14 protein-coding genes, 1 tRNA gene, 2 rRNA genes and 4 pseudogenes are annotated in these 25566 nt (G+C 41.8%); 14 read left to right on the top strand and 7 right to left on the bottom strand.

The window, feature by feature from the left end; translation table 11 throughout:
• The first annotated feature begins 336 nt into the window (after positions 1-336).
• Both ACU8V8_RS12890 and rrf read left to right on the top strand, forming a co-directional pair.
• Positions 337-3224 (top strand): 23S ribosomal RNA (locus tag ACU8V8_RS12890).
• A gap of 133 nt (positions 3225-3357) precedes the next feature.
• Positions 3358-3472, top strand: a 5S ribosomal RNA gene (gene rrf, locus ACU8V8_RS12885).
• A gap of 148 nt (positions 3473-3620) precedes the next feature.
• On the opposite strand, the pseudogene ACU8V8_RS12880 reads toward rrf, so the two are convergent.
• The 4 genes and pseudogenes from ACU8V8_RS12880 to pepA form a co-directional block, all read right to left on the bottom strand.
• Positions 3621-4253, bottom strand: a pseudogene (locus ACU8V8_RS12880) (IS630 family transposase); the annotation flags it as partial.
• 132 nt (positions 4254-4385) lie between these two features.
• Entirely contained in the window at positions 4386-7241 is a 2856-nt protein-coding gene (locus ACU8V8_RS12875; protein ID WP_446887778.1) for a valine--tRNA ligase, read from the bottom strand.
• Positions 7242-7299: 58 nt separating this feature from the next.
• The gene (locus ACU8V8_RS12870; RefSeq protein ID WP_446887777.1) at positions 7300-7746 is read right to left on the bottom strand and encodes a DNA polymerase III subunit chi; all 447 of its coding nucleotides are present in this window, start codon (positions 7744-7746) and stop codon (positions 7300-7302) included.
• 175 nt (positions 7747-7921) lie between these two features.
• Entirely contained in the window at positions 7922-9433 is a 1512-nt protein-coding gene (gene pepA / locus ACU8V8_RS12865) for a leucyl aminopeptidase (RefSeq protein WP_446887776.1), read from the bottom strand.
• Between the two features lie 284 nt (positions 9434-9717).
• On the opposite strand from pepA, the gene lptF reads away from it, so the two are divergent.
• Both lptF and lptG read left to right on the top strand, forming a co-directional pair.
• Positions 9718-10830, top strand: a complete 1113-nt coding sequence (gene lptF, locus ACU8V8_RS12860) for an LPS export ABC transporter permease LptF (protein WP_446887775.1) — start codon at positions 9718-9720, stop codon at positions 10828-10830.
• Positions 10827-11894 carry an LPS export ABC transporter permease LptG gene (gene lptG, locus ACU8V8_RS12855; protein WP_446887774.1) on the top strand — a complete coding sequence of 356 codons (1068 nt, stop codon included), beginning with the start codon at positions 10827-10829 and terminating at the stop codon, positions 11892-11894. The genes lptF and lptG overlap by 4 nt, the downstream gene beginning before the upstream one ends.
• A gap of 48 nt (positions 11895-11942) precedes the next feature.
• On the opposite strand, the gene ACU8V8_RS12850 is transcribed toward lptG, so the two are convergent.
• Entirely contained in the window at positions 11943-12443 is a 501-nt protein-coding gene (locus tag ACU8V8_RS12850; protein ID WP_446887773.1) for an RDD family protein, read from the bottom strand.
• A gap of 253 nt (positions 12444-12696) precedes the next feature.
• Here ACU8V8_RS12850 and ACU8V8_RS12845 point away from each other — a divergent pair.
• From ACU8V8_RS12845 to ACU8V8_RS12820, 6 genes and pseudogenes are all read left to right on the top strand, one after another.
• Positions 12697-12780: transfer RNA gene (locus ACU8V8_RS12845), tRNA-Leu, on the top strand.
• 332 nt (positions 12781-13112) lie between these two features.
• A pseudogene (locus ACU8V8_RS12840) lies at positions 13113-13818 on the top strand (DUF3581 domain-containing protein).
• A 103-nt stretch (positions 13819-13921) separates the two neighbouring features.
• Positions 13922-15169 (top strand): DEAD/DEAH box helicase, encoded by a 1248-nt coding sequence (locus ACU8V8_RS12835; protein WP_446887772.1) that lies wholly within the window; start codon positions 13922-13924, stop codon positions 15167-15169.
• A gap of 288 nt (positions 15170-15457) precedes the next feature.
• On the top strand, positions 15458-15877 hold the full coding sequence (locus ACU8V8_RS12830; protein WP_446887771.1) for a hypothetical protein: 420 nt from the start codon (positions 15458-15460) through the stop codon (positions 15875-15877).
• A 213-nt stretch (positions 15878-16090) separates the two neighbouring features.
• A complete protein-coding gene (locus ACU8V8_RS12825; RefSeq protein ID WP_446887770.1) occupies positions 16091-17629 on the top strand; it encodes a transposase in 1539 nt (512 codons plus the stop codon).
• Positions 17630-17838: 209 nt separating this feature from the next.
• Complete coding sequence (locus tag ACU8V8_RS12820) at positions 17839-18246, top strand: hypothetical protein (protein WP_277053568.1); 408 nt, start codon at positions 17839-17841, stop codon at positions 18244-18246.
• Positions 18247-18750: 504 nt separating this feature from the next.
• Here ACU8V8_RS12820 and ACU8V8_RS12815 read toward each other — a convergent pair.
• A pseudogene (locus ACU8V8_RS12815) lies at positions 18751-18936 on the bottom strand (IS110 family transposase); the annotation flags it as partial.
• A gap of 184 nt (positions 18937-19120) precedes the next feature.
• On the opposite strand from ACU8V8_RS12815, the gene ACU8V8_RS12810 reads away from it, so the two are divergent.
• From ACU8V8_RS12810 to ACU8V8_RS12800, 3 genes are all read left to right on the top strand, one after another.
• The gene (locus tag ACU8V8_RS12810; RefSeq protein ID WP_446887769.1) at positions 19121-20041 is read left to right on the top strand and encodes an alpha-amylase family glycosyl hydrolase; all 921 of its coding nucleotides are present in this window, start codon (positions 19121-19123) and stop codon (positions 20039-20041) included.
• A 475-nt stretch (positions 20042-20516) separates the two neighbouring features.
• Positions 20517-20771, top strand: a complete 255-nt coding sequence (locus tag ACU8V8_RS12805; RefSeq protein ID WP_290210690.1) for a type II toxin-antitoxin system Phd/YefM family antitoxin — start codon at positions 20517-20519, stop codon at positions 20769-20771.
• Complete coding sequence (locus ACU8V8_RS12800; RefSeq protein WP_290210689.1) at positions 20764-21033, top strand: Txe/YoeB family addiction module toxin; 270 nt, start codon at positions 20764-20766, stop codon at positions 21031-21033. Before ACU8V8_RS12805 ends, ACU8V8_RS12800 begins: the two co-directional genes overlap by 8 nt.
• A gap of 436 nt (positions 21034-21469) precedes the next feature.
• On the opposite strand, the gene ACU8V8_RS12795 is transcribed toward ACU8V8_RS12800, so the two are convergent.
• Positions 21470-22426, bottom strand: coding sequence for a methylenetetrahydrofolate reductase (locus ACU8V8_RS12795; protein ID WP_446887768.1), 957 nt, complete (start codon positions 22424-22426; stop codon positions 21470-21472).
• Between the two features lie 248 nt (positions 22427-22674).
• On the opposite strand from ACU8V8_RS12795, the pseudogene ACU8V8_RS12790 reads away from it, so the two are divergent.
• A pseudogene (locus tag ACU8V8_RS12790) lies at positions 22675-25560 on the top strand (M16 family metallopeptidase).
• Positions 25561-25566 lie beyond the last annotated feature (6 nt).

Genomic DNA, 25566 nt, shown 5'->3' with positions numbered 1-25566 from the left:
GTCCACACAGATGAATGTTTATAAATCTCGCTCCGCGATATTTATCAGCGCACTGCGTGCGGTTTCTTTTTATTAAGAAATACCACGAAGTGACTGTATAAAAGATGCGAAGCAGATTTTATTGCTCTTTAAAAATTTGGAAAAGCTGATAATAAAATTCGTATGAATAACATTGTTATTTGTACAGAGTTTTCAAAAGTAAAAAGAATGATAGCAGTATCATTCAGTGCCATTTAATGAACGTTTACGTTTGTTGATTGGTATCTACTTTAGTATTCAATATTAACTTCTGGCGAAGTTAAACTGTCACGAAACAAAGACCCGTTTGGGTTGTATGGTTAAGTGACTAAGCGTACACGGTGGATGCCTTGGCAGTTGGAGGCGATGAAGGACGTATTAACTTGCGATAAGCTTAGTCGAGCTAGTAAAAAGCACTTGAGACTAAGATTTCCGAATGGGGGAAACCCACCTGCTTGCAGGTATCGTTAACTGAATACATAGGTTAACGAGGCGAACGCGGAGAACTGAAACATCTAAGTACCCGTAGGAAAAGAAATCAACCGAGATTCCGGAAGTAGCGGCGAGCGAAACCGGAACAGCCCTTAAGCTTATTATGTGTTAATGGAAGGCTCTGGAAAGTGCCACGATACAGGGTGATAGTCCCGTACATGAAAATGCATTTTAAGTGAAATCGAGTAGGTCGGAGCACGTGAAACTTTGACTGAATATAGGTGGACCATCATCTAAGGCTAAATACTCCCAACTGACCGATAGTGAACCAGTACCGTGAGGGAAAGGCGAAAAGAACCCCTGTGAGGGGAGTGAAATAGAACCTGAAACCGTGTACGTACAAGCAGTAGGAGCCCACTTGTTGGGTGACTGCGTACCTTTTGTATAATGGGTCAGCGACTTATATTTTGTAGCGAGGTTAACCGATTAGGGTAGCCGTAGGGAAACCGAGTCTTAACTGGGCGAATAGTTGCAAGGTATAGACCCGAAACCCGGTGATCTAGCCATGAGCAGGTTGAAGGTTGAGTAACATCAACTGGAGGACCGAACCCACTAACGTTGAAAAGTTAGGGGATGACTTGTGGCTTGGAGTGAAAGGCTAATCAAACCGGGAGATAGCTGGTTCTCCCCGAAATCTATTTAGGTAGAGCCTCGGACGAATACTTACGGGGGTAGAGCACTGTTAAGGCTAGGGGGTCATCCCGACTTACCAACCCTTTGCAAACTCCGAATACCGTAAAGTACTATCCGGGAGACACACGGCGGGTGCTAACGTCCGTCGTGAAGAGGGAAACAACCCAGACCGCCAGCTAAGGTCCCAAAGTCATAGTTAAGTGGGAAACGATGTGGAAAGGCCCAGACAGCCAGGAGGTTGGCTTAGAAGCAGCCATCCTTTAAAGAAAGCGTAATAGCTCACTGGTCGAGTCGGTCTGCGCGGAAGATGTAACGGGGCTAAACTATGCACCGAAGCTGCGGATTCAGAATTTATTCTGAGTGGTAGGGGAGCGTTCTGTAAGCGGTTGAAGGTGTGCCGGGAGGTATGCTGGACGTATCAGAAGTGCGAATGCTGACATGAGTAACGATAATGCGGGTGAAAAACCCGCACGCCGGAAGACCAAGGGTTCCTATCCCATGTTAATCAGGGTAGGGTAAGTCGACCCCTAAGGCGAGGCCGAAAGGCGTAGTCGATGGGAAACGGATTAATATTTCCGTACTTGGTATAATTGCGATGGGGGGACGGAGCAGGCTAAGCAAGCATGGCGATGGTTGTCCATGTGAAAGTGAGTAGGTTGGTGACTTAGGAAAATCCGGGTTGCTAAGACTGAGACACGAGACGAGTCACTAAGGTGATGAAGTTGCTGATGCCATACTTCCAGGAAAAGCCTCTAAGCTTCAGATTATACCGAATCGTACCCCAAACCGACACAGGTGGTCAGGTAGAGAATACTAAGGCGCTTGAGAGAACTCGGGTGAAGGAACTAGGCAAAATCGTACCGTAACTTCGGGAGAAGGTACGCTCCTATCTGTGATGAGATTTACTCTCTAAGCGGACGGGAGCCGCAGTGACCAGGTGGCTGGGACTGTTTATTAAAAACACAGCACTGTGCAAAATCGCAAGATGACGTATACGGTGTGACACCTGCCCGGTGCCGGAAGGTTAATTGATGGGGTTAGTTTTCGGACGAAGCTCTTGATCGAAGCCCCGGTAAACGGCGGCCGTAACTATAACGGTCCTAAGGTAGCGAAATTCCTTGTCGGGTAAGTTCCGACCTGCACGAATGGTGTAACCATGGCCACGCTGTCTCCACCCGAGACTCAGTGAAATTGAAATCGCAGTGAAGATGCTGTGTACCCGCGGCTAGACGGAAAGACCCCGTGAACCTTTACTACAGCTTGGCACTGAACATTGAACCTACATGTGTAGGATAGGTGGGAGACTTAGAAAATGAGACGCTAGTTTTGTTGGAGTCGTCCTTGAAATACCACCCTTGTAGTTTTGATGTTCTAACGTTGGCCCCTGAATCGGGGTTACGGACAGTGCCTGGTGGGTAGTTTGACTGGGGCGGTCTCCTCCCAAAGAGTAACGGAGGAGCACGAAGGTTGGCTAAGTACGGTCGGACATCGTACGGTTAGTGTAATGGTAGAAGCCAGCTTAACTGCGAGACAGACACGTCGAGCAGGTACGAAAGTAGGTCATAGTGATCCGGTGGTTCTGAATGGAAGGGCCATCGCTCAACGGATAAAAGGTACTCCGGGGATAACAGGCTGATACCGCCCAAGAGTTCATATCGACGGCGGTGTTTGGCACCTCGATGTCGGCTCATCACATCCTGGGGCTGAAGTCGGTCCCAAGGGTATGGCTGTTCGCCATTTAAAGTGGTACGCGAGCTGGGTTTAGAACGTCGTGAGACAGTTCGGTCCCTATCTGCCGTGGGCGTTTGAGAATTGAGAGGGGTTGCTCCTAGTACGAGAGGACCGGAGTGAACGAACCGCTGGTGTTCGGGTTGTCATGCCAATGGCATTGCCCGGTAGCTACGTTCGGAACTGATAAGCGCTGAAAGCATCTAAGCGCGAAGCAGGCCTCGAGATGAGTTCTCACTAGACTTTTAAAGTCTCTGAAGGGCCGTTGAAGACTACAACGTTGATAGGCAAGATGTGGAAGCATGGTGACATGTTAAGCTAACTTGTACTAATTACCCGTGAGGCTTAACCATACAACGCCAAACGCGTTTTATGCGACAGTTTAAGCGCAGAAGTTAATAGACTAAAGTAGATTACTGAAAACGTTTATTATCAGAAATTCCAAATTTTAGTAAGTTTGATTAAATCGAACTTACACCAAATTTGCTTGGTGACAATAGCGTTTTGGACCCACCTGATCCCATGCCGAACTCAGTAGTGAAACGAAACAGCGCCGATGATAGTGTAGCATTTGTTATGTGAAAGTAGGTCATCGCCAGGCTCCAAATTGAGAAAGCCCGATTCGAAAGAATCGGGCTTTTTTACGTTTATACACCGTAGCGTGGGTTGAGTATCACGAAACCCACGGATAAAAGAACGCCACAACCCCCTCGCAGTACAGTGTATCCTTTTAATACCAATACTTTTTGTTAAGTGATCAAATTTATCCATTTTCTCGAACAAATACGCTTAACGTTATCAATGTCTGAGCGAAATGTATTCCACGCCCTACTTACTTGCTCCACAATATCGTCATAACTTGCAAATGTACGATTAGATAACTCTCTATTTCTCATCCATGCCCACACTTGCTCAATGGGTTCAGCTCGGGTGAGTAGGGAGGAAGCGGTATCACCGACACATTTTTAATGTCTTGTGCAACATTACCCATATGCCAGCTTGCCCGATCAACGATTACCACAGCGTGCTCCCCACAGGGTGTCGCATCCGAAATGAGTTCTAAGTGCTGCCTCATTATATCCTTACTCAAATAAGGCGCTATGATAGCCTCAGTTTGACCTGTCGCAGGGCAAACTGCACCAAATATATGAGTTGATAGAAACTGTTGCTGTTTGACCACGCGGGGCCTTGAACCTTTCTTTGCCCAAATTTTAGATGTGGTATTTTGTTGACCAAACCGCGCTTCATCTTGGAACCAGACATTGATTCTATCAAGTGATACGTGGCCTGGAATTGTGATGATCGTATTACGAAGGAAATTTTTTAAAGTCTTCTTGCGCCTGAACTGATTGTCTAGGGTGTTTCGAGCGAGATGTAATCCATAATGTAAGAAGGTGGTCGGAAGATGTTTGTATGTCAAATATTTAGAACGCTTAGAGGTAAAGTGGAAAAGTGAGGGGCCCTCACTTCTCGTTATCTTAGTGTAAGTAGGGGAGGAGCCCCTACTTTAACTTTTACAGGCTTTCAATTTTTGCTTTTTGCTCAAGCAGTTTGGCTTTAGCGTCTGAGTACTCAGCCAGTTTTTCATGCTCTTTAGCAAGTACTGCTTCAGGTGCATTATTAACGAACTTTTCGTTTGCTAGTTTATTTTGCACTTGGGCTAGGCCTTTTTCAGCTTTTTCAAGTTGCTTGGCAATTCGAGCAAGCTCGGCATCAACATCAATTAGGCCTGCCATTGGGATCATTATCTCAAGGTTGCCAACGTATGATGTTGCACAAGCTGGTGCATCATCTTTGTTTTCTAGCAATGTGAATGCTTCAATTTTAGCAAGTGACGCTAAGAAGCTTTCGTTCTCTTCAATGCGGCGCTTGTCTTCATCTGATGCATTAGCAAGAAGCACTGCAAGAGGTTTGCTTGGGCTGATGTCCATTTCACCACGAATATTACGAATAGCGACAATGAATTGCTTAACCCATTCTAAATCTTCCATCGCTTTAGCATCAACACTTGCCGCATTATAAACAGGGAAGGCTTGAACCATTATGCTGGTGTTTTCTGTCTTTAGGCCTGCTAATGGTGCAACGCGTTGCCAAATAGTTTCTGTGATGTATGGCATCATTGGGTGCATTAGGCGCAATAGGCTTTCAAGCACTGTAATAAGTGTATGACGTGTACCACGCTGTTGTGCTTCATTGCCTTTGAATAATACAGGCTTAGTGAGCTCTAAGTACCAATCACAGAACTGGTTCCATGTGAACTCATAAAGCGTATTAGCGGCAAGGTCAAAACGGTAGTTATCTAAATGCTCAGTATACGTTTTAACAGTCGCTTCATACTGGCCTAAAATCCAGCGATCAGCTAGCGAATATTCTTTTTCAGCATCGTTTGCAAAGCCACAGTCTTGCTCTTCGGTATTCATTAGTACGTAACGGCTTGCGTTCCATAACTTATTACAGAAGTTACGGTAACCTTCAAGGCGGTTCATATCCCAGTTGATATCGCGACCTGTTGACGCCATTGCTGCCAAAGTAAAACGCAGGGCATCAGTACCATGTGCTTCAATACCGTTATCAAAAGTTTTACGGGTATTCTTTTCAATCTTTTTCGCAAGCTGCGGCTGCATCATATTGCCAGTACGCTTGGTTACTAGGCTCTCAAGGTCTATACCGTCAATCATGTCGATTGGATCAAGTACGTTACCTTTTGACTTAGACATTTTATCGCCATTTTCATCGCGAATTAGACCGGTAACATAGACTGTTTTAAATGGCACTTGTGGCTTACCGTTTTCGTCTTTAATGAAGTGCATGGTCATCATGATCATACGCGCCACCCAGAAGAAGATAATATCAAAACCGGTTACCAACACGTCAGACGGGTGGAAGGTTTTTAAATCATCAGTGTTCGCAGGCCAACCTTGAGTTGAGAAAGTCCAAAGTGCTGACGAGAACCAAGTATCAAGTACATCTTCGTCTTGGTTAAGAGCGACATCATCTGCGATGTTGTTTTCACGGCGTACTTCTGCTTCATCACGACCAACAAACACATTACCTTCATTATCGTACCAAGCAGGAATGCGGTGACCCCACCAAAGCTGGCGTGAAATACACCAATCTTGTACGTCGTTCATCCACGAGAAGTACATGTTTTCATACTGCTGTGGCACAAACTGAATGTCGCCATTTTTAACCGCGTCTTTTGCAGGCTCAGCAAGAGGGGCAACACGTACATACCATTGGTCAGTAAGTAGTGGCTCAATAACCACACCAGAGCGGTCGCCGTACGGTACTGTTAACGCATGGTCTTCGATTTTTTCAAGTAAACTAAGTTCTTCAAACTCTGCGATAATTGCTTTACGTGCTTCAAAACGGTCAAGGCCGTGTAAGCGCTCAGGAATTGGCGCATCAAACTCAAGCTCTTTGCCATCAAAGGTGTACGTTTCACCTTGGCTTAATACCGCTGCATCTTTATCGAAGATGTTGATCATTGGCATTTGATGACGCTTACCAACTTCGTTATCGTTAAAGTCATGGGCTGGGGTGATTTTTACACAACCCGTGCCTTTGTCTTTATCGGCATGTTCATCGGCAACAATTTTAATACGACGATTAACAATCGGCAGTAAAATATCTTTACCGATTAAATCTTGGTAGCGTTCGTCATCTGGGTTTACTGCAACACCTGAGTCACCTAGCATGGTTTCTGGGCGAGTAGTTGCAACGACAATGTAGTCTTTACCGTCTTGGGTTTTAACACCATCCGCTAGAGGGTAGCGCAAATTCCACATGTGGCCTTGTTTGTCTTTGTTTTCAACTTCAAGGTCTGAAATGGCGGTGTGTAATTTAGGGTCCCAGTTTACTAGACGTTTACCACGGTAAATTAAGTCTTCTTTATGCAGACGTACAAAGACTTCTTTAACCGCTTCAGATAAGCCGTCATCCATAGTAAAGCGTTCACGATCCCAGTCAACAGAAGCGCCAAGACGACGAAGTTGCTTGGTGATAGTACCACCAGATTGATTTTTCCAATCCCAAATTTTATCAATGAAGGCGTCACGGCCTAAATCGTGGCGTGTTTTACCTTCTTCGGCAGATAGCTTACGCTCAACCAACATTTGAGTTGCAATACCTGCGTGGTCAGTACCTACTTGCCATAATGTATTGTTGCCTTGCATACGTTTAAAGCGCGTTAAGGTATCCATAATGGTATCTTGGAAGGCGTGGCCCATGTGTAAGCTACCCGTGACATTTGGCGGCGGGATCATAATTGAATAGGCATCGCCTTGGCCAGATGGTTTAAAGTAGCCTTTCTCTTCCCAGTCTTGGTATAGAGACTGTTCAATATCTTGCGGATTGTAGGTTTTATCCATTACACAGAACCTTAAATAAGTACTTAAATGAGTTGGTTAGCTAGTTTGCCTAGGGCTGCTAGCTATTAATATCTTGCGTGGTGATGTTGGCACCTAGTTGACGGAGCTTCTTAAAGCGCTCGCGGGCGGCTTGTTTGGCTTCGGCTTCTACGGGGACAAAATCAAAAACTTGGTTAAAGCGACGAATAAAATCCGGAAGCTGTGCGGCCAAATTTATTAAAACTTTACGATTACTGACTGGAGGTGTCATGCCTATTTCAACAGGTGCACCGCCTTTCGGCCCTTCACCTTGAAGGTTATGAGGCACAAAGCTGTCAGGGTCAAATGACCAAATCGTTTCATCAATGGCGTGGGCTGTATCTGTGTTATCAACAAAAACGAAAACACGGTGACCAAGACGATACTGTTCTGCTGCAATTTGTGCAGCTAAGGCAAAATGATCATCCGCTTTCGCTAACGATTCATCTTGTTGCTTTAGAACAAAAAATTGGGCATTGATGCTCATTGTATCGAGGTTTCCCATTGCATTGCATATGTGACTTTTTAGCACACATAAATTAGAGCAAGGATTTTGCCATAAAACAGGGTTTGCTTCAATGAATACGCCACGTTACTCATTAATTAATAGGTAACAAAAAGGCGCTAAAAAGCGCCTTTAAGATGACTTTAAGTTTGAATACTTAGTCTTGTGCAGCGTCGCTTACACCAGCGCGATTTAGCAAGTATTGCGTCAACATAGGCACTGGACGACCCGTTGCACCTTTGTTTTTGCCGCTACGCCATGCTGTACCAGCCACATCTAGATGTGCCCAGTTATATTTTTTAGTAAATTTAGACAAGAAGCAGGCTGCAGTAATTGTGCCAGCTGCGCGTCCACCTAAGTTAGTAAAATCAGCAAATGGGCTTTCAAGTTGATCTTGATAATCATCCCACAGTGGTAGCTGCCATGCACGGTCACCACTTTGCTCAGATGCTTTAAGTAAGTCATGGGCAAGTGGGTTATGGTTTGATAGCAAACCAGTAGCGTGAGCACCTAATGCGACGATACATGCACCAGTTAAAGTGGCAACATCAATCACGGTTTCTGGTTCAAAGCGTTCAACATACGTGAGCGCATCACATAATACTAGACGGCCTTCTGCATCAGTATTGAGTACTTCAACAGTTTGCCCTGACATGGTAGTTAGAATATCACCAGGGCGGTAGGCATTTGAGCTAGGCATGTTTTCACAGCCCGCTAATACGCCAATAACGTTTATTGGTAGCTGCATTTGCGCCAGTGCACGCATTGCACCAATAACACCAGCTGCACCGCCCATGTCGTATTTCATTTCATCCATGGCTTCGCCAGGCTTGATAGAAATACCACCAGAGTCAAAGGTTAGGCCTTTACCAACTAATACGATAGGGGCTTGATCTTTCGCGCCACCTTGGTAGTTGATAACTGACATAACCGATTCGTTGTCACTACCACGGCCAACAGCTAAGTATGAATTCATACCAAGCTCAGCCATTTTCTTTTCACCAATAATATCAACACTCACGTTTTCAAAATTGGTGGCAAGTTCTTGTGCTTGCTCGCCTAAATACGCAGGGTTACAAATATTAGGTGGCATATTGGCGACGTCTTTACATAGTTTGCTACCAGCTGCTATAGCTAAGCCATGCTCAATGGCGCTTTCACCAATCGTTAATTCGCGACGTGTTGGCACGTTAAATACAATTTTGCGTAATGGGCGACGTGGGTCGCTCTTTTTACTTTTTAATTGGTTAAACGTGTATAAACAGTCTTGTGTTGTTTCAACTGCTTGGCGTACTTTCCAATAGGTATCACGGCTTTTAACGTGTTGCTCAGTTAAAAAACATACAGCTTCCATTGACCCTGTTTCATTAAGGGTATTGATGGTTTTTGAAATGATTTGCTTATATTGTTTGTCATCAAGCTCACGCTCTTTACCGCAACCTACAAGCAGAATTCGTTCACTGAGTACATTTGGTACATGATGTAATAACAGCACTTGCCCCGGTTTACCTTCAAGGTCACCACGACGCAGTAAATTAGAGATATAACCATCACTGATTTTATCGAGTTGCTCACCAATGGGGGATAAACGACGTGGCTCATAAACGCCAACTACAATACATGCGCTACGTTGCTTTTCAGGACTACCACTTTTTACGCTAAATTCCATTGTCACTCCTAATTTTGAGTCATAGAACTCTTAATATGGGTAATTAAATAAATTTCTAGTGCTAAGTTCTTTAATAAGTTTAATCTTAGTCTAAAAATGTTAACTCATTATGTGTTTTTGAACTTTATACTTTTGTATCGATTAATACCACTAATGCGACAATATATCGAGCTGTTAGGTAGGATATTTAATGTTGATGGCATATAATAAACTGAGTAAAACGCTAAGTTTACTTATATTTTCCCGCTACTTTAGTAAAACACGATGTTCAACAGGGGCAAGCATTGCTAATTTTCCGTTATTTGACCACTGAAGTTTTAAAATCTCAGGTCGCCGTTTTCCTAACCTTGATGACCATATTTTTGTCGCAAAAATTTGTGGTTATTTTAGGTGATGCATCCGAAGGTGGTATTCCCGCTAAGCTAGTGCTCTCTATGATTGCACTGAAACTACCACAATTGGCCTCTTTAATTTTACCGCTAAGTATTTTCTTAGGGATTATTCTTGCCTATAGCAGAATATATGCTGATAGTGAAATGACCGTTCTGAAAGCCTGCGGTGTCAGTGAATGGTATGTGGTTAGAGTGACCTTAATATCCAGTGTCGGTCTAGCAATATTAGCTGGATTTTTAACATTGTACGTTGCCCCTTGGGCTAGTGAACTTGAATATCAACTTAAAGAGCAAGCTAAAGCCGATGCAGGTTTATCTGCACTAAGGGCCGGAAGGTTCCAACAAACCGGTAACGAAAAAGCAGTCGTGTTTATTCATAATATAGAAAATGGCGGTAAAAAGTTAAATAAAGTGTTTGTTGCACAACTACCTGATACTGAAAAAGATAATTTAGCTCGTTTGGTTTATGCCGAGCGTGGTGTTGTTGTTGAGCAAGACAACGGAGAGCAACAGTTGGTACTTAGTGATGGCAAACGTTATGAGACTGATGGCTCAACACCTGCACTTAATTTAACAGAATTTGATGGCTACAGCGTACAAATTCGTGAGCAAGAAATTGAACATCAACGACGTAAGCTTGAAGCGGTATCAACCATGGATTTAATGGCAATGAATTCGTCTGAAGCCATAGCGCAGTGGCAATGGCGTTTAGCCATTCCATTATCTATTCCGCTCCTTACACTACTTGCAGTGCCTTTGAGCGTGGTTAACCCAAGGCAAGGTAAATTTGCAAAATTAGTGCCCGCTATCAGTTTATATTTAGGCTACTTTATCTTGCTTAATGCGGCTAAGTTTGCCGTCGAAGATGGCAAAATCCCACCGTCAATTGGCTTATGGTGGATTCATTTTACGGCATTATTTATAGGTGGCTTTTTGATTATCAAAGGGCGACCTGTTGGTGCGTGGCTTAAGGCGATTGTAACTAAGCGGGAGATAAACGCATGATGAAAACTCTCGACTGGTACTTAGGCCGTAGTATTTTACAAACAACTGGTTTTGCCTTAATGGTCCTCGTGGGGATTAGTACTCTTATAAAATTTATCGAGCAGCTTAAGTCGGTTGGCCGTGGTAGTTATGATATTACAACAGCGTTACTTTACACCTTGTATAGCATGCCTGGCGACTTAGTTATTTTCTTCCCTATGGCTGCATTAATTGGCGGCTTAACAGGTCTCGGGGCACTAGCTTCAAACAGTGAGCTAGTAGTAATGCAGGCGGCAGGTATGTCGCGTTTACAGATTATTATATCGGTAATGAAAACCGCAATATTCATGGCTGTTTGTATGATGGCACTTGGCGAGTGGGGCGCACCTGAAGCGCAACAAAAAGCCAAAGAAATGCGCAATCAAGCAATTTATGGTGGTGATGTTTTTAACGCCCAACAAGGTGTATGGGCAAAAGACGGTAGTAACTTTATAAACATTGAAGACGTTGATCAAAATGGTGTTTTGCATGGCGTTAATATGTATCATTTTGATAAGTCATTACAATTAACACAAATTACAAAAGCGCGTGAAGCGGTGAGTCGAAACGAAGGCTGGTTACTTCGCGATGTTAGTAAGGTGCAGTTAAGCGAAGAGCAAATTACTACACAAACGCAAGACGAAGAGCTTTATGAATCACAACTTACTGCTGAAAAGCTTGGTGTGGTTTCAGTTAAGCCCGAAGCATTGTCATTCACAGGGCTGTGGTCATATTTAGGTTACCTTAAGCAAAATGAGCAAGACACCAGCACTTATGAGCTGGCGTTATGGCGTAAAATTATGCAGCCTATATCTATAGCCGTTATGTTACTGGTTGCGTTGTCGTTTATCTTTGGTCCGCTGCGTACGGTGACTATGGGAGCTCGCATAGTAATGGGGGTGGTAACCGGAATTGTGTTTCACTTAACCAACGAAATATTTGGTCCAGTGGTGATGGTGTATCAAATTCCAGCTGTTATTGGGGCGACTGTGCCGAGTATTTTGTTTATAGGTTTTGCTACCTACTTACTGAACAAACGAATATAGTTGTTTTAAAACTTGCTAGGAATTAAGTTGTTCCTAGCAAGTTTAACCCTAATCTAAAGAGCGATAGATACGCTTATTTTCTTCTTTAGTTAGTGCAACAACATCCGTTTTAGAAATATAATCTTGTAAAGCGCGCTTATTTTTAAAATCAACTAGCACCACTAAATTACCCAGGCCAAGCAAAGCAGTTACACAGCGAATTATCGCTTGCGGCCAACTGATTAAGTGACCTTCACGTGTTTGTACTTTTAAGCGCCAAGCGCGCATGCCAATTGTTTGCCCACTTTTAGTCCAAAAGTAAGCAAAAAACACAATGTTTACGCCTACAAATAAAATACTGCGTATACCATCTAGCAAGGGAGAGTTATCAATAAACTCTGCAGGGTCTTGGCCTAGCGTTTGTACTATAACGCCAAGTGCAACTAAGGCTTGAATCGCAGCAAAATATAAAATCGCCGTTAGCATAGACAGTGATATGACGACTAAAGAATCGTAAATCAAAGAAGCAAAGCGACGCCAAAAGCCCGCACGTGGAAACTCACCAGACATAAATACACTCACAAAGTTAATATGCGCGCTAGTTTAGCAAATAGAATGACAAATACTAGGATCGTAAAACGACTTCAATGTTAATGGTTGCTCAATTGTTAAGCTGTTGATCATCAAATTGTAAAAAACAGCTTGCTGCTAACCTTATTGTTTGTATAATGCTTTGCATAGAGACGAAGACAGCTTGATAAGTCCTAGCTCTAAAGTGGTTTTTCTTTATCTTCTCGTGTTTAGAAGGTTAAAGAAAAATGATGCCAGCGTGATGAAATTGGTATACATGGGGATTCAAAATCCCCTGCCGAAAGGCGTGCCGGTTCGAGCCCGGCCGCTGGTACCACTTTTGATAGCCCTTGCTTTTTAGCAAGGGTTTTTTTATGCCTGTAGAAAAGTGCAGCCTACTCTAATTTCGTATGGAGTGAGTTTGGCTACGCGCGAGAGTAAAAAGCATTGTTTTGGCTGTGTAGCAAAATGCAAAATGTACCGTTTATTTCTTTGGTGTGTTATATCTTTTTGAATCTAGTATTCAAAGTGTGCCTAGTAACTATTCTACAAAAATCAAAGCTTGTTCTAACTTATTCTTATAAACAAAAATTTAACAGATTCGACCTCTATTATTATTTTATCTGATAGAATAGCTAGGTTATAAGCAGTTAAAGCAGTGAACAAACTATGTTAAGTCCTTTTTATCAGCAACATGCTGATCATATTTCAATTTCCCGTGAACAGGGTTGTCGCTTTGCAAAGTGCGTAGCCGATGATTACAACCCACTTCATGATAAAGATGCAAAGAAGTTTTGCGTACCAGGGGATTTGCTGTTTGCATTAGTCCTAAGCCGTTATGGTATTAGTGAAAGAATGGAGTTTACCTTTGCTGGCATGGTTGATGAGAATACCAAGCTAAACTTTCCAGATGGTGGAGAAGAGTTTGCTATAACCAGCGGTGAGAAAGTGATGCTACGCGTCAAACGCGAAGGCCAAAATAGCAAATGCCAAACGTTGACTGATAGTTTAATTAAAAACTACGTTGAGTTCTCAGGCACAACCTTTCCGCATGTGATTATTCCACTGATGGGCAAACAAGAGGTGATGATCAACCCAGCTCGCCCTATGGTTATTTATGAGTCAATGCTGATTAATTTAGATAGCCTTGATATTATTGCGCCAACGCTTGAATTTGCTGAACCTGATTTTGAATATACGGGTAAGCGAGGAAAAATTACCCTGCGTTTTAATTTACTTGAAAATGGTAAAAAAAGTCGGTTCGGGTGAAAAGCACATGCTAGTGTCAGGCATTCGTGAGTATTGCCAAGACACGGTCGATGATTTAATAGCGTTTTATAATCAACGTAAAGAGACGCTTAAGCCTGTAGCTTAATAAATGAAGGATTTAGGTTTTGAATGAAGGCGCGTAAGCGCCTTTTTTGTTGCTCGTTTTGTGCGTACAATAGCGCCACTATTAGTTATTTCAAGTCTACGCTATGTCTGCTGCAACCTTTAATGATCTCCACCTCGACCCGTTACTACTTAAAGCGCTTGAGCTAAATGAATATCAAACGCCAACGGCTATTCAGCTTCAAACTATTCCATTAATTTTAGCTGGTCACGATGTAATGGGCAGTGCACAAACTGGCACAGGTAAAACTGCGGCATTTGTGCTTCCATTACTGCATAAACTGTTAACCACTAACAATAAAGATGAGCAAGGTACGGCTCGGGTATTAATTTTAACCCCGACCAGAGAGCTTGCTCAGCAAGTATTTGCTAGTTTTGAAAAATACGCTCAAGGGACTGATATTAAAGGCGCATTAGCTTATGGTGGTGCCAGTATTGGTCCGCAAGTCAAAGCAATGAAAGACGCGCAAGTTGTCGTAGCAACGCCAGGGCGATTACTTGATCATATAATCAAAGGCAGTATTAAACTTTCAAGTGTTGATTCATTGGTATTTGATGAAGCAGACCGCATGTTAGATATGGGCTTTATTGATGAAATTAAGCGTATCTTGCGCCACGTGCCAAGTGAGCGTCAGACTCTATTATTTTCTGCAACCTTTGATGACAGTGTGTTTGAACTGAGTAAAAAGTTGCTTAAAGACCCTAAACTTGTTGAAGTTGATAAGCGTAACTCAGCAGCCGTTGAAGTGGAACAAGTGATTTACGCGGTTGATGAAGACCGTAAACGTGAACTCGTCTCACATATGATTGGCATGAAAAACTGGCGCCAAGTACTTATTTTTACCCGTACTAAACAAATGGCCGATAAGCTTGCCAAAGAAATGTGTAAAGATGGCCTTAAAACAGAATCCATTCACGGTGATAAATCACAAGGTGCGCGTGATAGGGCGCTACAAAACTTTAAAGAGGGCACAACTCGGGTGTTAGTGGCGACGGATGTTGCTGCCCGTGGTTTAGATATTGTCTCACTAAAATATGTGATTAACTTTGAACTCCCTTATATAGCTGAAGATTACGTTCACCGAATAGGTCGTACAGGCCGCGCAGGTGAACAAGGTTTAGCAATGTCATTAGTCAGCCTTGATGAGCAATGGCTACTGGAAGAAATTGAAGTGCTGCTTGATACCCGTTTAACGCCACAATGGCTGGCAGGTTACGAGCCCGATCCAAATAAAAAGCCTAAAGATAATCGCAAAAACTCTAATAAATCGCGAAAAGACCGTGATAAAAAACGTATTACAGGGCAAAGAGCACCCAATAGACGACGTAAATAAAAGCTTTCAACTTTTAGTTATTAGCTGATAGGCAGATAAGAGCGAAACCAGTCATTGAAAAAGTTAAATTTACTTCTGCTTTTTTGAGTAGGAGCCTAATTTTGTCCGATAACATTATTAAACACCGTTTTGGGACAAAATAACATGCTTAATTTCTAGCTGTTTTAATTCCTTGTTTACAAGGGTAATTATTGGTGAAATTATCAGGGTATGTAATATACGCCGTTTTGATGTGTTATAAACCACCAGAATGGTGTTCAATAAGCTGTTATATAGCACAAGGACGTTATGCGATATCTTCTAATTTTTTGCATTATTCTATTATGCAGTTGCTCAAGGGAATATCACTCTGCGATTGGCGGAATTCAATTTTCTATCAATAATGCCGACAAGGATGAGTTAATAAGTAAACTTGATTCTTTCGCTCTCACTAATAACTTAAAAAAGGTCTCTGAAGGGGGCGAGCAAATGCTCCCAGAGAAAGCGGCTGTTTTAGTTGCAGCTAAATATGAATTAGATGACAGTGTTCACATTTTCGTTCAAAACTATTTAGACCATGCATGCTTTTTTGCTGCGGTTTATGACCATGATAAAAATAATGGTAAAAAAGCGCTAAAAGTTGCAAAATCATTAAAGCTAAGTTTAATTAAATCCTTTGGTGCTAGGCTTACTTTCTACGACGATAGTCAGTGTAAAAGTGCTATATAACAAGCGCCTTAACTCCGACAATGTAAAGTTGTCATGGTTTTGGCAAACAACGCAAAAAGCCACGCCAACACATTGCGTGTTAGGCGGGCGTTGAGGCTGTAGAATTACTCTTTTTAGGAACTTAATTTCCTAATTTAAATTGTTCGTTTTTCAACCTTGAATCCACTGGGTTACTGTGATCTAATAGATATTATTCACCCACGGTAAACCGTTATGGCTAACTATAAGCCTGACTTATCCTGTCAAAATAAATTCATTCCTATCAATTTCGCTGAGCAAATTTTGCCTGGCACCTTTGAATATGCCCTTTGTTATATTGTCGAGAATAAACTCGATTTATCGGGATTTGACGCGTGGTACAACAATGACAAAACGGGCGCGGCGGCGTATCCACCTTCGGTAATGCTAAAGATTATTTTACTGGGCTATGCACATGGTTTTATCAGTAGCCGTCGGATTGCAAAGGCTTGCGAGCATAATATTTTATTTATGAGTGTGTCGGGTGATATCCAGCCGCATTACACTTCTATAGCGGGTTTTGTGGCTAAGATGCATGAACAGATTGAACCGCTTTTTACGCAAGTGCTGATGATATGTGATGAAGAGGGCTTGATAGGTCGTAACATGTTTGCCATTGATGGGTGTAAATTAAAGTCCAATGCGAGTAAGGAGTGGAGCGGTACATTCGATGAGCTAGGGCGTAAAAAAGCAAAACTAGAACGCGCAAGCAAACGTATTATTGAACGCCACCAATCACAAGATGGACTGGGTGAAGAGTTGATAACTCAGGACTTAAAACAAAAAGAAGAGCTGGACAAAAGTGCAGGTAAAATCACCGAGTTCTTAGCCACTCACAAAGAAAAAACAGGCAGTAAAGGCAAGCCAGTTAAAAGTAATATCACCGACCCAGACAGCGCGAAAATGACCACCTCAAAAGGCACAATTCAAGGCTACAACGGCATCGCGATTAATGACGATAAACACCAAATCATCTTGCAAGCACAAGCGTGGGGCTCAGTGGGCGAACAACAAACTCTGCAGCCAGCCGTTGCGCAATTAAAACAGCAACTCGATAAATTGAACACTGACAAACCCAAAGACGAGCACACGATTAAATTCACTGCAGACAGTGGGTTTAACAGCGAAGTAAATCTTGAATTTATGGCTAAAAGTGGATTTGATAGCTACATTGCGGATAATCAGTTTAGAAAACGAAATCCGCTGTTTAAAGCCAGCGAAACATACGAAACTGAGCAAGAAAAACGCCGACTAAAACGCAGTAAAGGCAAGCCACGGCTATTTACATCGGAGGACTTTCATTATGATGAAGCAACCCAAACCTGCCGCTGCCCCGCAGGAAATGGTATGTGGCGAAGCGGGGTTAATGTAAAGAGTCATAATCAAGAATACACGCGATTCTGCGGTTACTTAAAAGATTGCAAAGTATGCCCCCTGCAACAGCAATGCATGCGAAAGCCACCTATAAAAACAGGGCGACAAGTACAGTTTAAAAATGATGAATCACGTAAAACACTGAGCTATATCGACAAAATGAAGGTCAAAATAGATAGCTCAATGGGGCGACGGCAGTACAGCAGACGACTTGGGTGTATAGAGCCAGTGTTCGGGAATATAACGGTTAATAAAGGCATGAATAAGTTAACCTTACGGGGACAAACAAAAGTGAATGCCCAATGGCAACTGTATTGCCTTGTTCATAATATAGAAAAGCTGCAAAACAGGCTGCATTAAGAAGGGTAAGTCCTTATCACCTTAAATAAGCCACTCAAACACCTGTAACCCCTTCCAAAACGTCAATTAAAGCAACAGCAAACCCTCTTTTTATATTTTATGTAAAACCGAAGTAACCGATTGAATCAAAATAGGAACTCGGCTATGGTTAATACATTAATAAAAACCAATAAAAAACGAGTTAATCTACAGGCTCGTTAGGAGTGCTGATGAGGCTGCATATTTTTTTACTATCGTTGCTAATGTCAGGTACCGTATTTGCAGAAGATAAAAGCAAATATACGCCAGAGCAATTGTTCGTGATCGGTACAGAGCTATTTAAAGAAGATAGAAAGGAATTTGATCCTAATTTGGGACTTGAGTTCCTACTAGAGTCAGCGAAATTTAAATACGAATTCGCTCCGTTTGGTTTGTGTGTTTCATTATCAACTGAAAAACCAATACTAGACTTACAAGAAGCTTATGCATGGTGTTATGTCGCGCAAAAAATTGGGAATAAATATTCAAACATGGCTTCTCAAAGAAGCGATGAAATATTAGGTAAAATCCTTTTAGATAGTGGTGTTGTAGCAGTTGAGAAAGCTAAAAAACTCGCTATCTCTAGATATCAGGAGTAGGCACTCCTAACACATATGAGCCTTAACTCTGTCAATAGGCAATAGTGTTTTTTTTGACCGTTTTTATAAATTGACGGTCAATTAAAAATCAATAAACAAATTCGTTTACTTCGTCTGTCGATGCGGCTGTTAAGCAAGTAGCTTACGGCAAACACATCTAGGGTGCGTTACGCAGTAATCTCTTATTGCGATCTCATCGCAGCCAGATTTTTCCCATATCCTTTTGGGGTTGCTGGGGCACTAGACATTCATCGGTTAACCTAATCATGGCACTATTCAAGGCGGCTGGTTTCATCTTGGTGATCCAGTTAGTTTCAGGCTCAAGTCAGGTGTAAGCGACTTTGTTTATTGTATTAATGCACGCGTACTGAGCGTCTAATCAAGGCAAGTGGCTTAGGTCTGTAGGCATATAATCAGGTTAAACCTTGTTGGTTATTAACTCACCCAATTGATTGATGCTCAGCCTTATATCCAGTTAGATGTTCAGCTCACTCAGTACCGTGACTAACTCTTTAAGAATTTTTCTTCATCGAATACCGTCTCTTTTTTAAGCATAAAATAAACACAGCGACCCAGCTTATGCGCAAGCGCTGACAGTGCTTTGGCTTTGCTCATTCGCTTTTGTAGTTTTTCAAGGTATTTGTTGGCGTTGTGATTGTGGCGCAGTAGTAATACGGCAGCTTCCGAGAAGGTTAAATAGAAGGTTAAATAGGACAGGCACAGAAATTTTTGCAAAAATCACAGTATCAACTACTGTTGTTATATACAGTTAAAATAAAGTTAATATTTTATGACTCGCGCAAGAAAAAATCTGATTGATTTAGCATCGACATCTTATTATCACTTAATCTCACGATGTGTTAGGCGAGCGTTTTTGTGCGGAGATGATAAATATACAGGTAAAAACTTTGATCATCGACGGGAGTGGTTAGTCGATCGAATAAAGTTATTAAGTAGTGTATTTGCCATCGAAATTGCCGCTTATGCAGTTATGAGCAATCACTACCACCTTGTTGTTAACGTCAATAGGCGTCAAGCACTTGATTGGTCTGATGATGAAGTAATTAACCGCTGGTATCAGCTTTACAATGGCCATGTTCTGGTTGATCGCTACTTAAATGGAGAGAAGTTAGATAAGGTAAGTGACCTATTTTTCAATGAACTCATCGCAAAATGGCGAGAAAGATTGTATGACATCAGCTGGTATATGAAAAACCTCAATGAGTACATTGCCCGTGAGGCCAATAAAGAAGATAACTGCACAGGTAAATACTGGGAAGGGCGCTATAAATCACAAGCATTATTAGATGAAACCGCAGTGCTCAGCTGCATGGCCTACGTTGATTTGAACCCTATCAGAGCAAACATAGCCGATACGCTTGAAGACAGTAATTTCACCTCAATTCAAGAACGTATAGTGCACTTCAAAGCTTTTACCACAGACACGGTTAAAGCGAACAAGCTTATTAAACAAAAAGATAATATTCAGCATGAAAGCCAACCAGCACAGTTAAAACCATTCGGTGGTAATCACATTACACACACGATCCCCTTTGCCTTATTGGATTATATTGAATTAATTGACTGGAGTGGCCGCCACCTAGATCCAAAGAAAAAAGGGCATATCAATAAAACTATGCCAAAAGTGCTGCTTACTTTAAATATAGAAGAAGCACAATGGCTAGAATCAATAAAACGATTTAGGCAGCAGTACTCAAATTTTGCTGGTAGCAAACAACGGTTAAAGCAACAAGCCGCCAGCAATGATGTAAAATGGTACAAAGGCACAGGCTAAACCAATTCAGCCCTATTAAATGATTGATACAAAATAAAGAATTCAATTTCTAGCTTATATTTATAACCTAAAATCCTTCCCAAGCGACTCAACTCTACACTCTATAGCAAGCTGAGTGAAAAAATAATGGTAAGTGTTACCCACAACGGAAAAATAACGTAATCTTTCTAAAGAAAACATGTGCCTGTCCCTTTTTATTTGCTTTTTATTTGTCCCTTTTTATTCCGCTACACTCTATAGCGGCTGAGTGAAAAATAATGGTAAGGTTATCCACAACGGAAAAATAACGTAATCTTTCTAAAGAAAGTATGTGCCTGTCCCTTTTTATTCTTTTCAATAAAAATAAATTAAAAACGAGTAATTCTACAGCCTCGTTAGCTGCCGTAAAAAATCACCACACACTATGTCCAATTTACTGTACAAGTATGATTGCGATGGTTATACTTGTACCATAAAATGTACATGTGGAGGTTATATGAGAATCGTATCTTTTACAGAAGCTAGAAATGGTTTGAAAGCAGTATTAGACGGTGTGGTAAATGATGCTGATACAACGGTAATTACGCGCAGAGACTCAGAAGATGCAGTTGTGATGTCCTTGGACTATTACAATAGTCTAATGGAAACTGTTCACTTACTTCGTTCCCCTGAAAATGCGGAGCACTTGAATCGTTCAATCGCACAGTATCGAGCAGGTCAAGCAACGGCGCGAGAGCTAATAGATGAGTAGTAGTCAGCGTTTATTATCCTGGACTGATGAAGCTTGGGGTGATTATTTGTATTGGCAAACCCAAGATAAAAAGACGCTTAAACGTATCAACAAGCTCATCAACGATGTAAAGCGTTCACCATTTGAAGGTATTGGTAAACCCGAACCATTAAAAGAAAACTTATCAGGTTTTTGGTCACGTCGAATTGATGACATAAATAGGTTGATTTATGCGGTTGATAATCAGGCAATCACGATAATTTCATGTCGTTACCATTACTAACTTTATCACCTGAGACTGGCAGCTAACCGGGTAGCCGGAGGTCTCCTCCAGCCCACATCACCCATCATGCACTTTTTATTAGCAGGAAGTGCAATGTTAATTCCTTTTGTTTTTGAGCTTCTACAGGGGCCTTCGCTTCCGAGCGCCTACTTTTGGTACTGGTGATACCACAGGCTATGGCGAGTCGGGCCTAGAATCTGTATTACTCTTAAGCGCAGCATCTCTTAACCTCTTTGTGAATAATTTACTAAGTTTTTTGCACAAAGAGAAGGAAACAAAGCTAACTACTTGAACTGGCTTATTCTATGCCACTTATCATTATTGCTAGAACCTAGAACCTAGAACCTAGAACCTAGAACCTAGAACCTAGAACCTAGAACCTAGAACCTAGAACCTAGAACCTAGAACCTAGAACCTAGAACCTAGAACCTAGAACCTAAGCTATTTGCTTCTCAGCTAGGTTCAGCTCCATCGTTGCTTTTAACAAGCGATAAAGGTTGATTGATGCATCAATCTCTTCTTTACGATTGGTTAAACTTTCAATGTTTAAACCCAGTGGCACATCTAAATGAGCGCAGCTTTGCAAAATTAAGTCTAAATTTTCACGGCAAATACGCACTGATTCACTTAATGGGTTATGCGAATCAAGCATGCGCCATTTGGTTGCTTCAGGCACTGAAATCCCCAACCACTGCATAAACTCAAGTGTTTTTTCACTGCCACACGGCGTAAACGTTAAGATGATTCGGTTTGGTTTAATTCCCTGTGCCTTACAGCTGCGCGCATAGCTGGTGATCAAATCAATGGTATCTTGTGCATTATATACGGCTTGTGAGATAAAAAATTGGCAGCCTTGTGCTGTTTTTTCAAGTAAGCGTTCGTGTTCGTTACGTTTGCTAGCATGGCGCTCGGCAATTGTGACGCCACCCAAAAAGAAGTTGTCAGCTTGTTTTGATAGTGCTTTGTATGCGTTTGGTAAGCTCAGTTTGATGTCACCATTAGATGAGGGACTACCAACGAGTACCAAGTTTTTTAGATCAAAGTCATTTTTAGTTTCGTCAAGCCACTGGTTAAATTCGGCTTCACCACGCTGCGCTACACTTTTATAAGTGATCACATCTTGCTGTGATAATTGGCGTAACAAGCGGCTATATTCACGAGGGTCAACGGTTTGTTTAAAAGGAAAAGGGCGAGGCTGCTCAGTTCGGCTGCTTTCGTCTTGAATGTCATAAATAACAACGCCATCGTATTCTATTTCGTGCAAGCGACCTAATAGCTTTTGGGCAATGGTTTCTAGTTGGGCTTTATCGGTACCAATACGCGGTGGTGTGGTGCCAATTAAGTAAACACCCTGATTGGTGTCTTCAATTTTCTCTTGTAATGATAAAGCCATAATCCTCATTCCAGCCAATTAACTTTCTATGTCAGACAATATAGCAGCCATTTAGACGTCTAGATAGATTTTTTTAATGAAACTTTCTCAATGTGTATGAATTTATCTCATGTTTAATCTGGTTTTAGGTACGGAAAATACACAACTGTTTACATAAATCATTGGCCAAGGGCTCTTATATGCGGTCGGTTTGTTGCATAATCGAATATCTAACAACAATAAATTTATTCAACTAACAAGGGATAACAATGAAATTTAAATTATTAGCAACAAGCTTAGCGGTAACGCTGGCACTGAGTGGTTGCGTAAGTAATGAAACCGCAACGATGGTCAAAGAAGTTGAGATAGAGCAAAACTCTGTAGCAAGCGCCGATAGCCGTGTGTTCTCACAAGATTATGTACTCGAAGAGCTTGATAACGGTTTGCGGGTTATGGTGGTTAAAACCAACTACCCAGATGTCGTTTCATTGCAAATCCCTGTATCTGTTGGATCTAGAAATGAAGTAGAAGCAGGTAAAACTGGCTTTGCTCATTTTTTTCGAACACATGATGTTTAAAGGCTCTGAAAAATTCCCGCAAGATGTTTATTCAGATATTTTAAAAAACTCAGGGGTAGATAACCGCGCATATACCACTAACGACTATACTAATTACCACCTAAACTTTTCCAAGCAGCACCTTGATAAAGTACTTGAGATTGAAGCGGATATCTTCCAAAACCTCACTTACTCAGAAGAGCAGTTCCGTACTGAAGCTCTTACCGTTAAAGGTGAATACCTTAAAAATAATGCTAGCCCAGTTCGCAAGTTGCTTTCAGCTGTGCGCAATAAAGCTTTTGAAAAGCACACCTATAAACACACCACCATGGGCTTTTTTGAAGACATTGAAGCCATGCCAGATCAAATGGCGTACGGTAAAGAGTTCTTTGACAAATTCTATAAGCCAGAATATGTATCGCTAGTGATTGTCGGTGATGTTGACCCACAAGAAACCATGGCTATGGTGAAAAAGCATTGGGGTAAGTGGCAAAAAGGCAACTATGTAGCTGACATTCCAACTGAGCCAAAGCAACAAGCCGCAAAATATGTGCATGAACAAAATGAAGGTTTACCAGGCCATTGGTTGCTAGTGTCGTATAAGGGCGCGGCTTGGCAGCCAGAGAAAAAGATCGTGCGGCGCTTGATTTGCTGTCGCAGCTTTATTTTTCAAATAACTCTGAGCTGTATCAAGAGCTAGTGGTTGATAAACAAATTGCCAGCCAAATGTTTAGCTATAACCCAGACACTAAAGATCCTGGTCTACTCCATGTATTTGTAAAAGTAGAAAACGAAGCCGATTTAGTTAAAGCGCGTGATGCAATCAATAGTACTTATGCCAAAGCGCGTACAGAGCTTGTAGATAGCCAAAAGCTTGCCGATTTAAAGTCTAATCTTAAATACAGCTTTATAAATGGCCTCGATTCATCTCAAGCAATTGCTTCAACCCTAGCAAGTTACATGCATTTTGAACGTGACCCAGAAGTTGTCAATCAATTATACGCAACGGCAGACAGCATCACAGCGCAAGATATTCAAGATATTGCCAATAAGTATTTTGTTGATAGCAGTCGTACTACGGTGACAATGTCAGCACTTGATAAAGTCGCTGGCTTTGAGCAAGAAGTTGACTTAAATACGCTTGTAGCTAGTAAACAAACAGTTAAAGAGCGTCATTTTAAGGTACTAGATAAAACTAATAACTCACCGCTAATTGATGTTAATTGGTTATTCCATACCGGTGCAGCCGCTGATCCTAAAGGTCAAAAGGGCGTAGCAGCACTTACAGCTGCAATGCTGGCTCAAGGTGGCTCAGAATCCAAGAGCTACAATGATATTAAACAAGCCCTTTATCCATTAGCGGGCAGCTTTGGTTATCAGTTAGATAAAGAAATGATCTCGTTACAAGGGCGTGTTCATAAAGATAATGCAGCTCAGTGGTATGCGCTAGTTAGTGAGCAGTTACTTAATCCGGGCTTTAGAGAAGATGACTTTAAACGTTTGAAGAAAGAGCTGATTGACGGTATTAAATCGGGCCTTAAAGCATCAAATGACGAAGAGCTAGGTAAAGAGGTGCTTTATCATAAGCTCTATCAAGGGCACCCATATGAAAGCTATAACTATGGTGACTTATCAGATCTTGAAGCGCTCACGCTTGATGATGTAAAAGCCTTTTACGCTAAAGAGTTTACTCAAGCTAAGCTTACTCTTGGTTTAATTGGTGCGGTGCCAGAGTCACTTAAAGCAACTATGCTGAGCGATTTAAGTGATTTACCAAAAGGTGAGCTAAGTCGCTTATCAATCCCTGATGCACCCGAGCTTAAAGGTCATCATGCAACAATTGTTGAAAAGTCAGCGCAATCTACCGCAGTCTCATTTGGCTTCCCGATTGATACAATTCGCAGCAGTGAGGACTGGACTGCACTTTGGCTAGTACGTTCGTATTTTGGTGAGCACCGTGGTTCTAACGCTTATCTTTATAATCGTATTCGTCAAACGCGTGGTATGAACTACGGCGATTATGCTTATATTGAATACTTCCCACGTGGTATGTTCCAAACAAAACCAGACGCCAACCTTGGTCGTTCTGAGCAAATATTCCAAGTATGGTTGCGCCCACTGCGCTCAAATAATGACGCGCACTTTGCAACACGTACGGCTCTATTCGAACTTGATAAGTTGATCAAAAATGGCATGACAGAAAAAGACTTTGATGCAACGCGTAATTTCTTAATCAACTTTGTGCCGCAAATGGTCGCCAGTCAAAACCGTCAATTAGGTTACGCACTTGATAGCGAGTTTTATAACACTGACACGTTTGTGAAGTATGTAACGAGCCAGCTTGAAAAGCTAAGCCTTGCTGATGTTAACCGTGTAATTAAAGAAAACTTACAAACAGATGATATCCAGTATGTATTTATCACCGGTGATGGCAAAGATATGCAAAAACGCTTAGCGTCTGAGCAAACATCCCCTATGGTGTATAACGCAGAAAAGCCAGCAGAGCTGGTGGCTGAAGATAAGGTAATTGCTGATTACAAACTAGCAATTCCTGCGAAAAACATTGAAGTACTTGCTGTAGATAAAGTGTTTCAATAAACGAAA

Source organism: Pseudoalteromonas sp. SaAl2 (assembly GCF_052947895.1).
The sequence above is the reverse complement of the archived record's forward strand: the minus strand, read 5'-3'. Positions and strand labels throughout refer to the sequence as shown.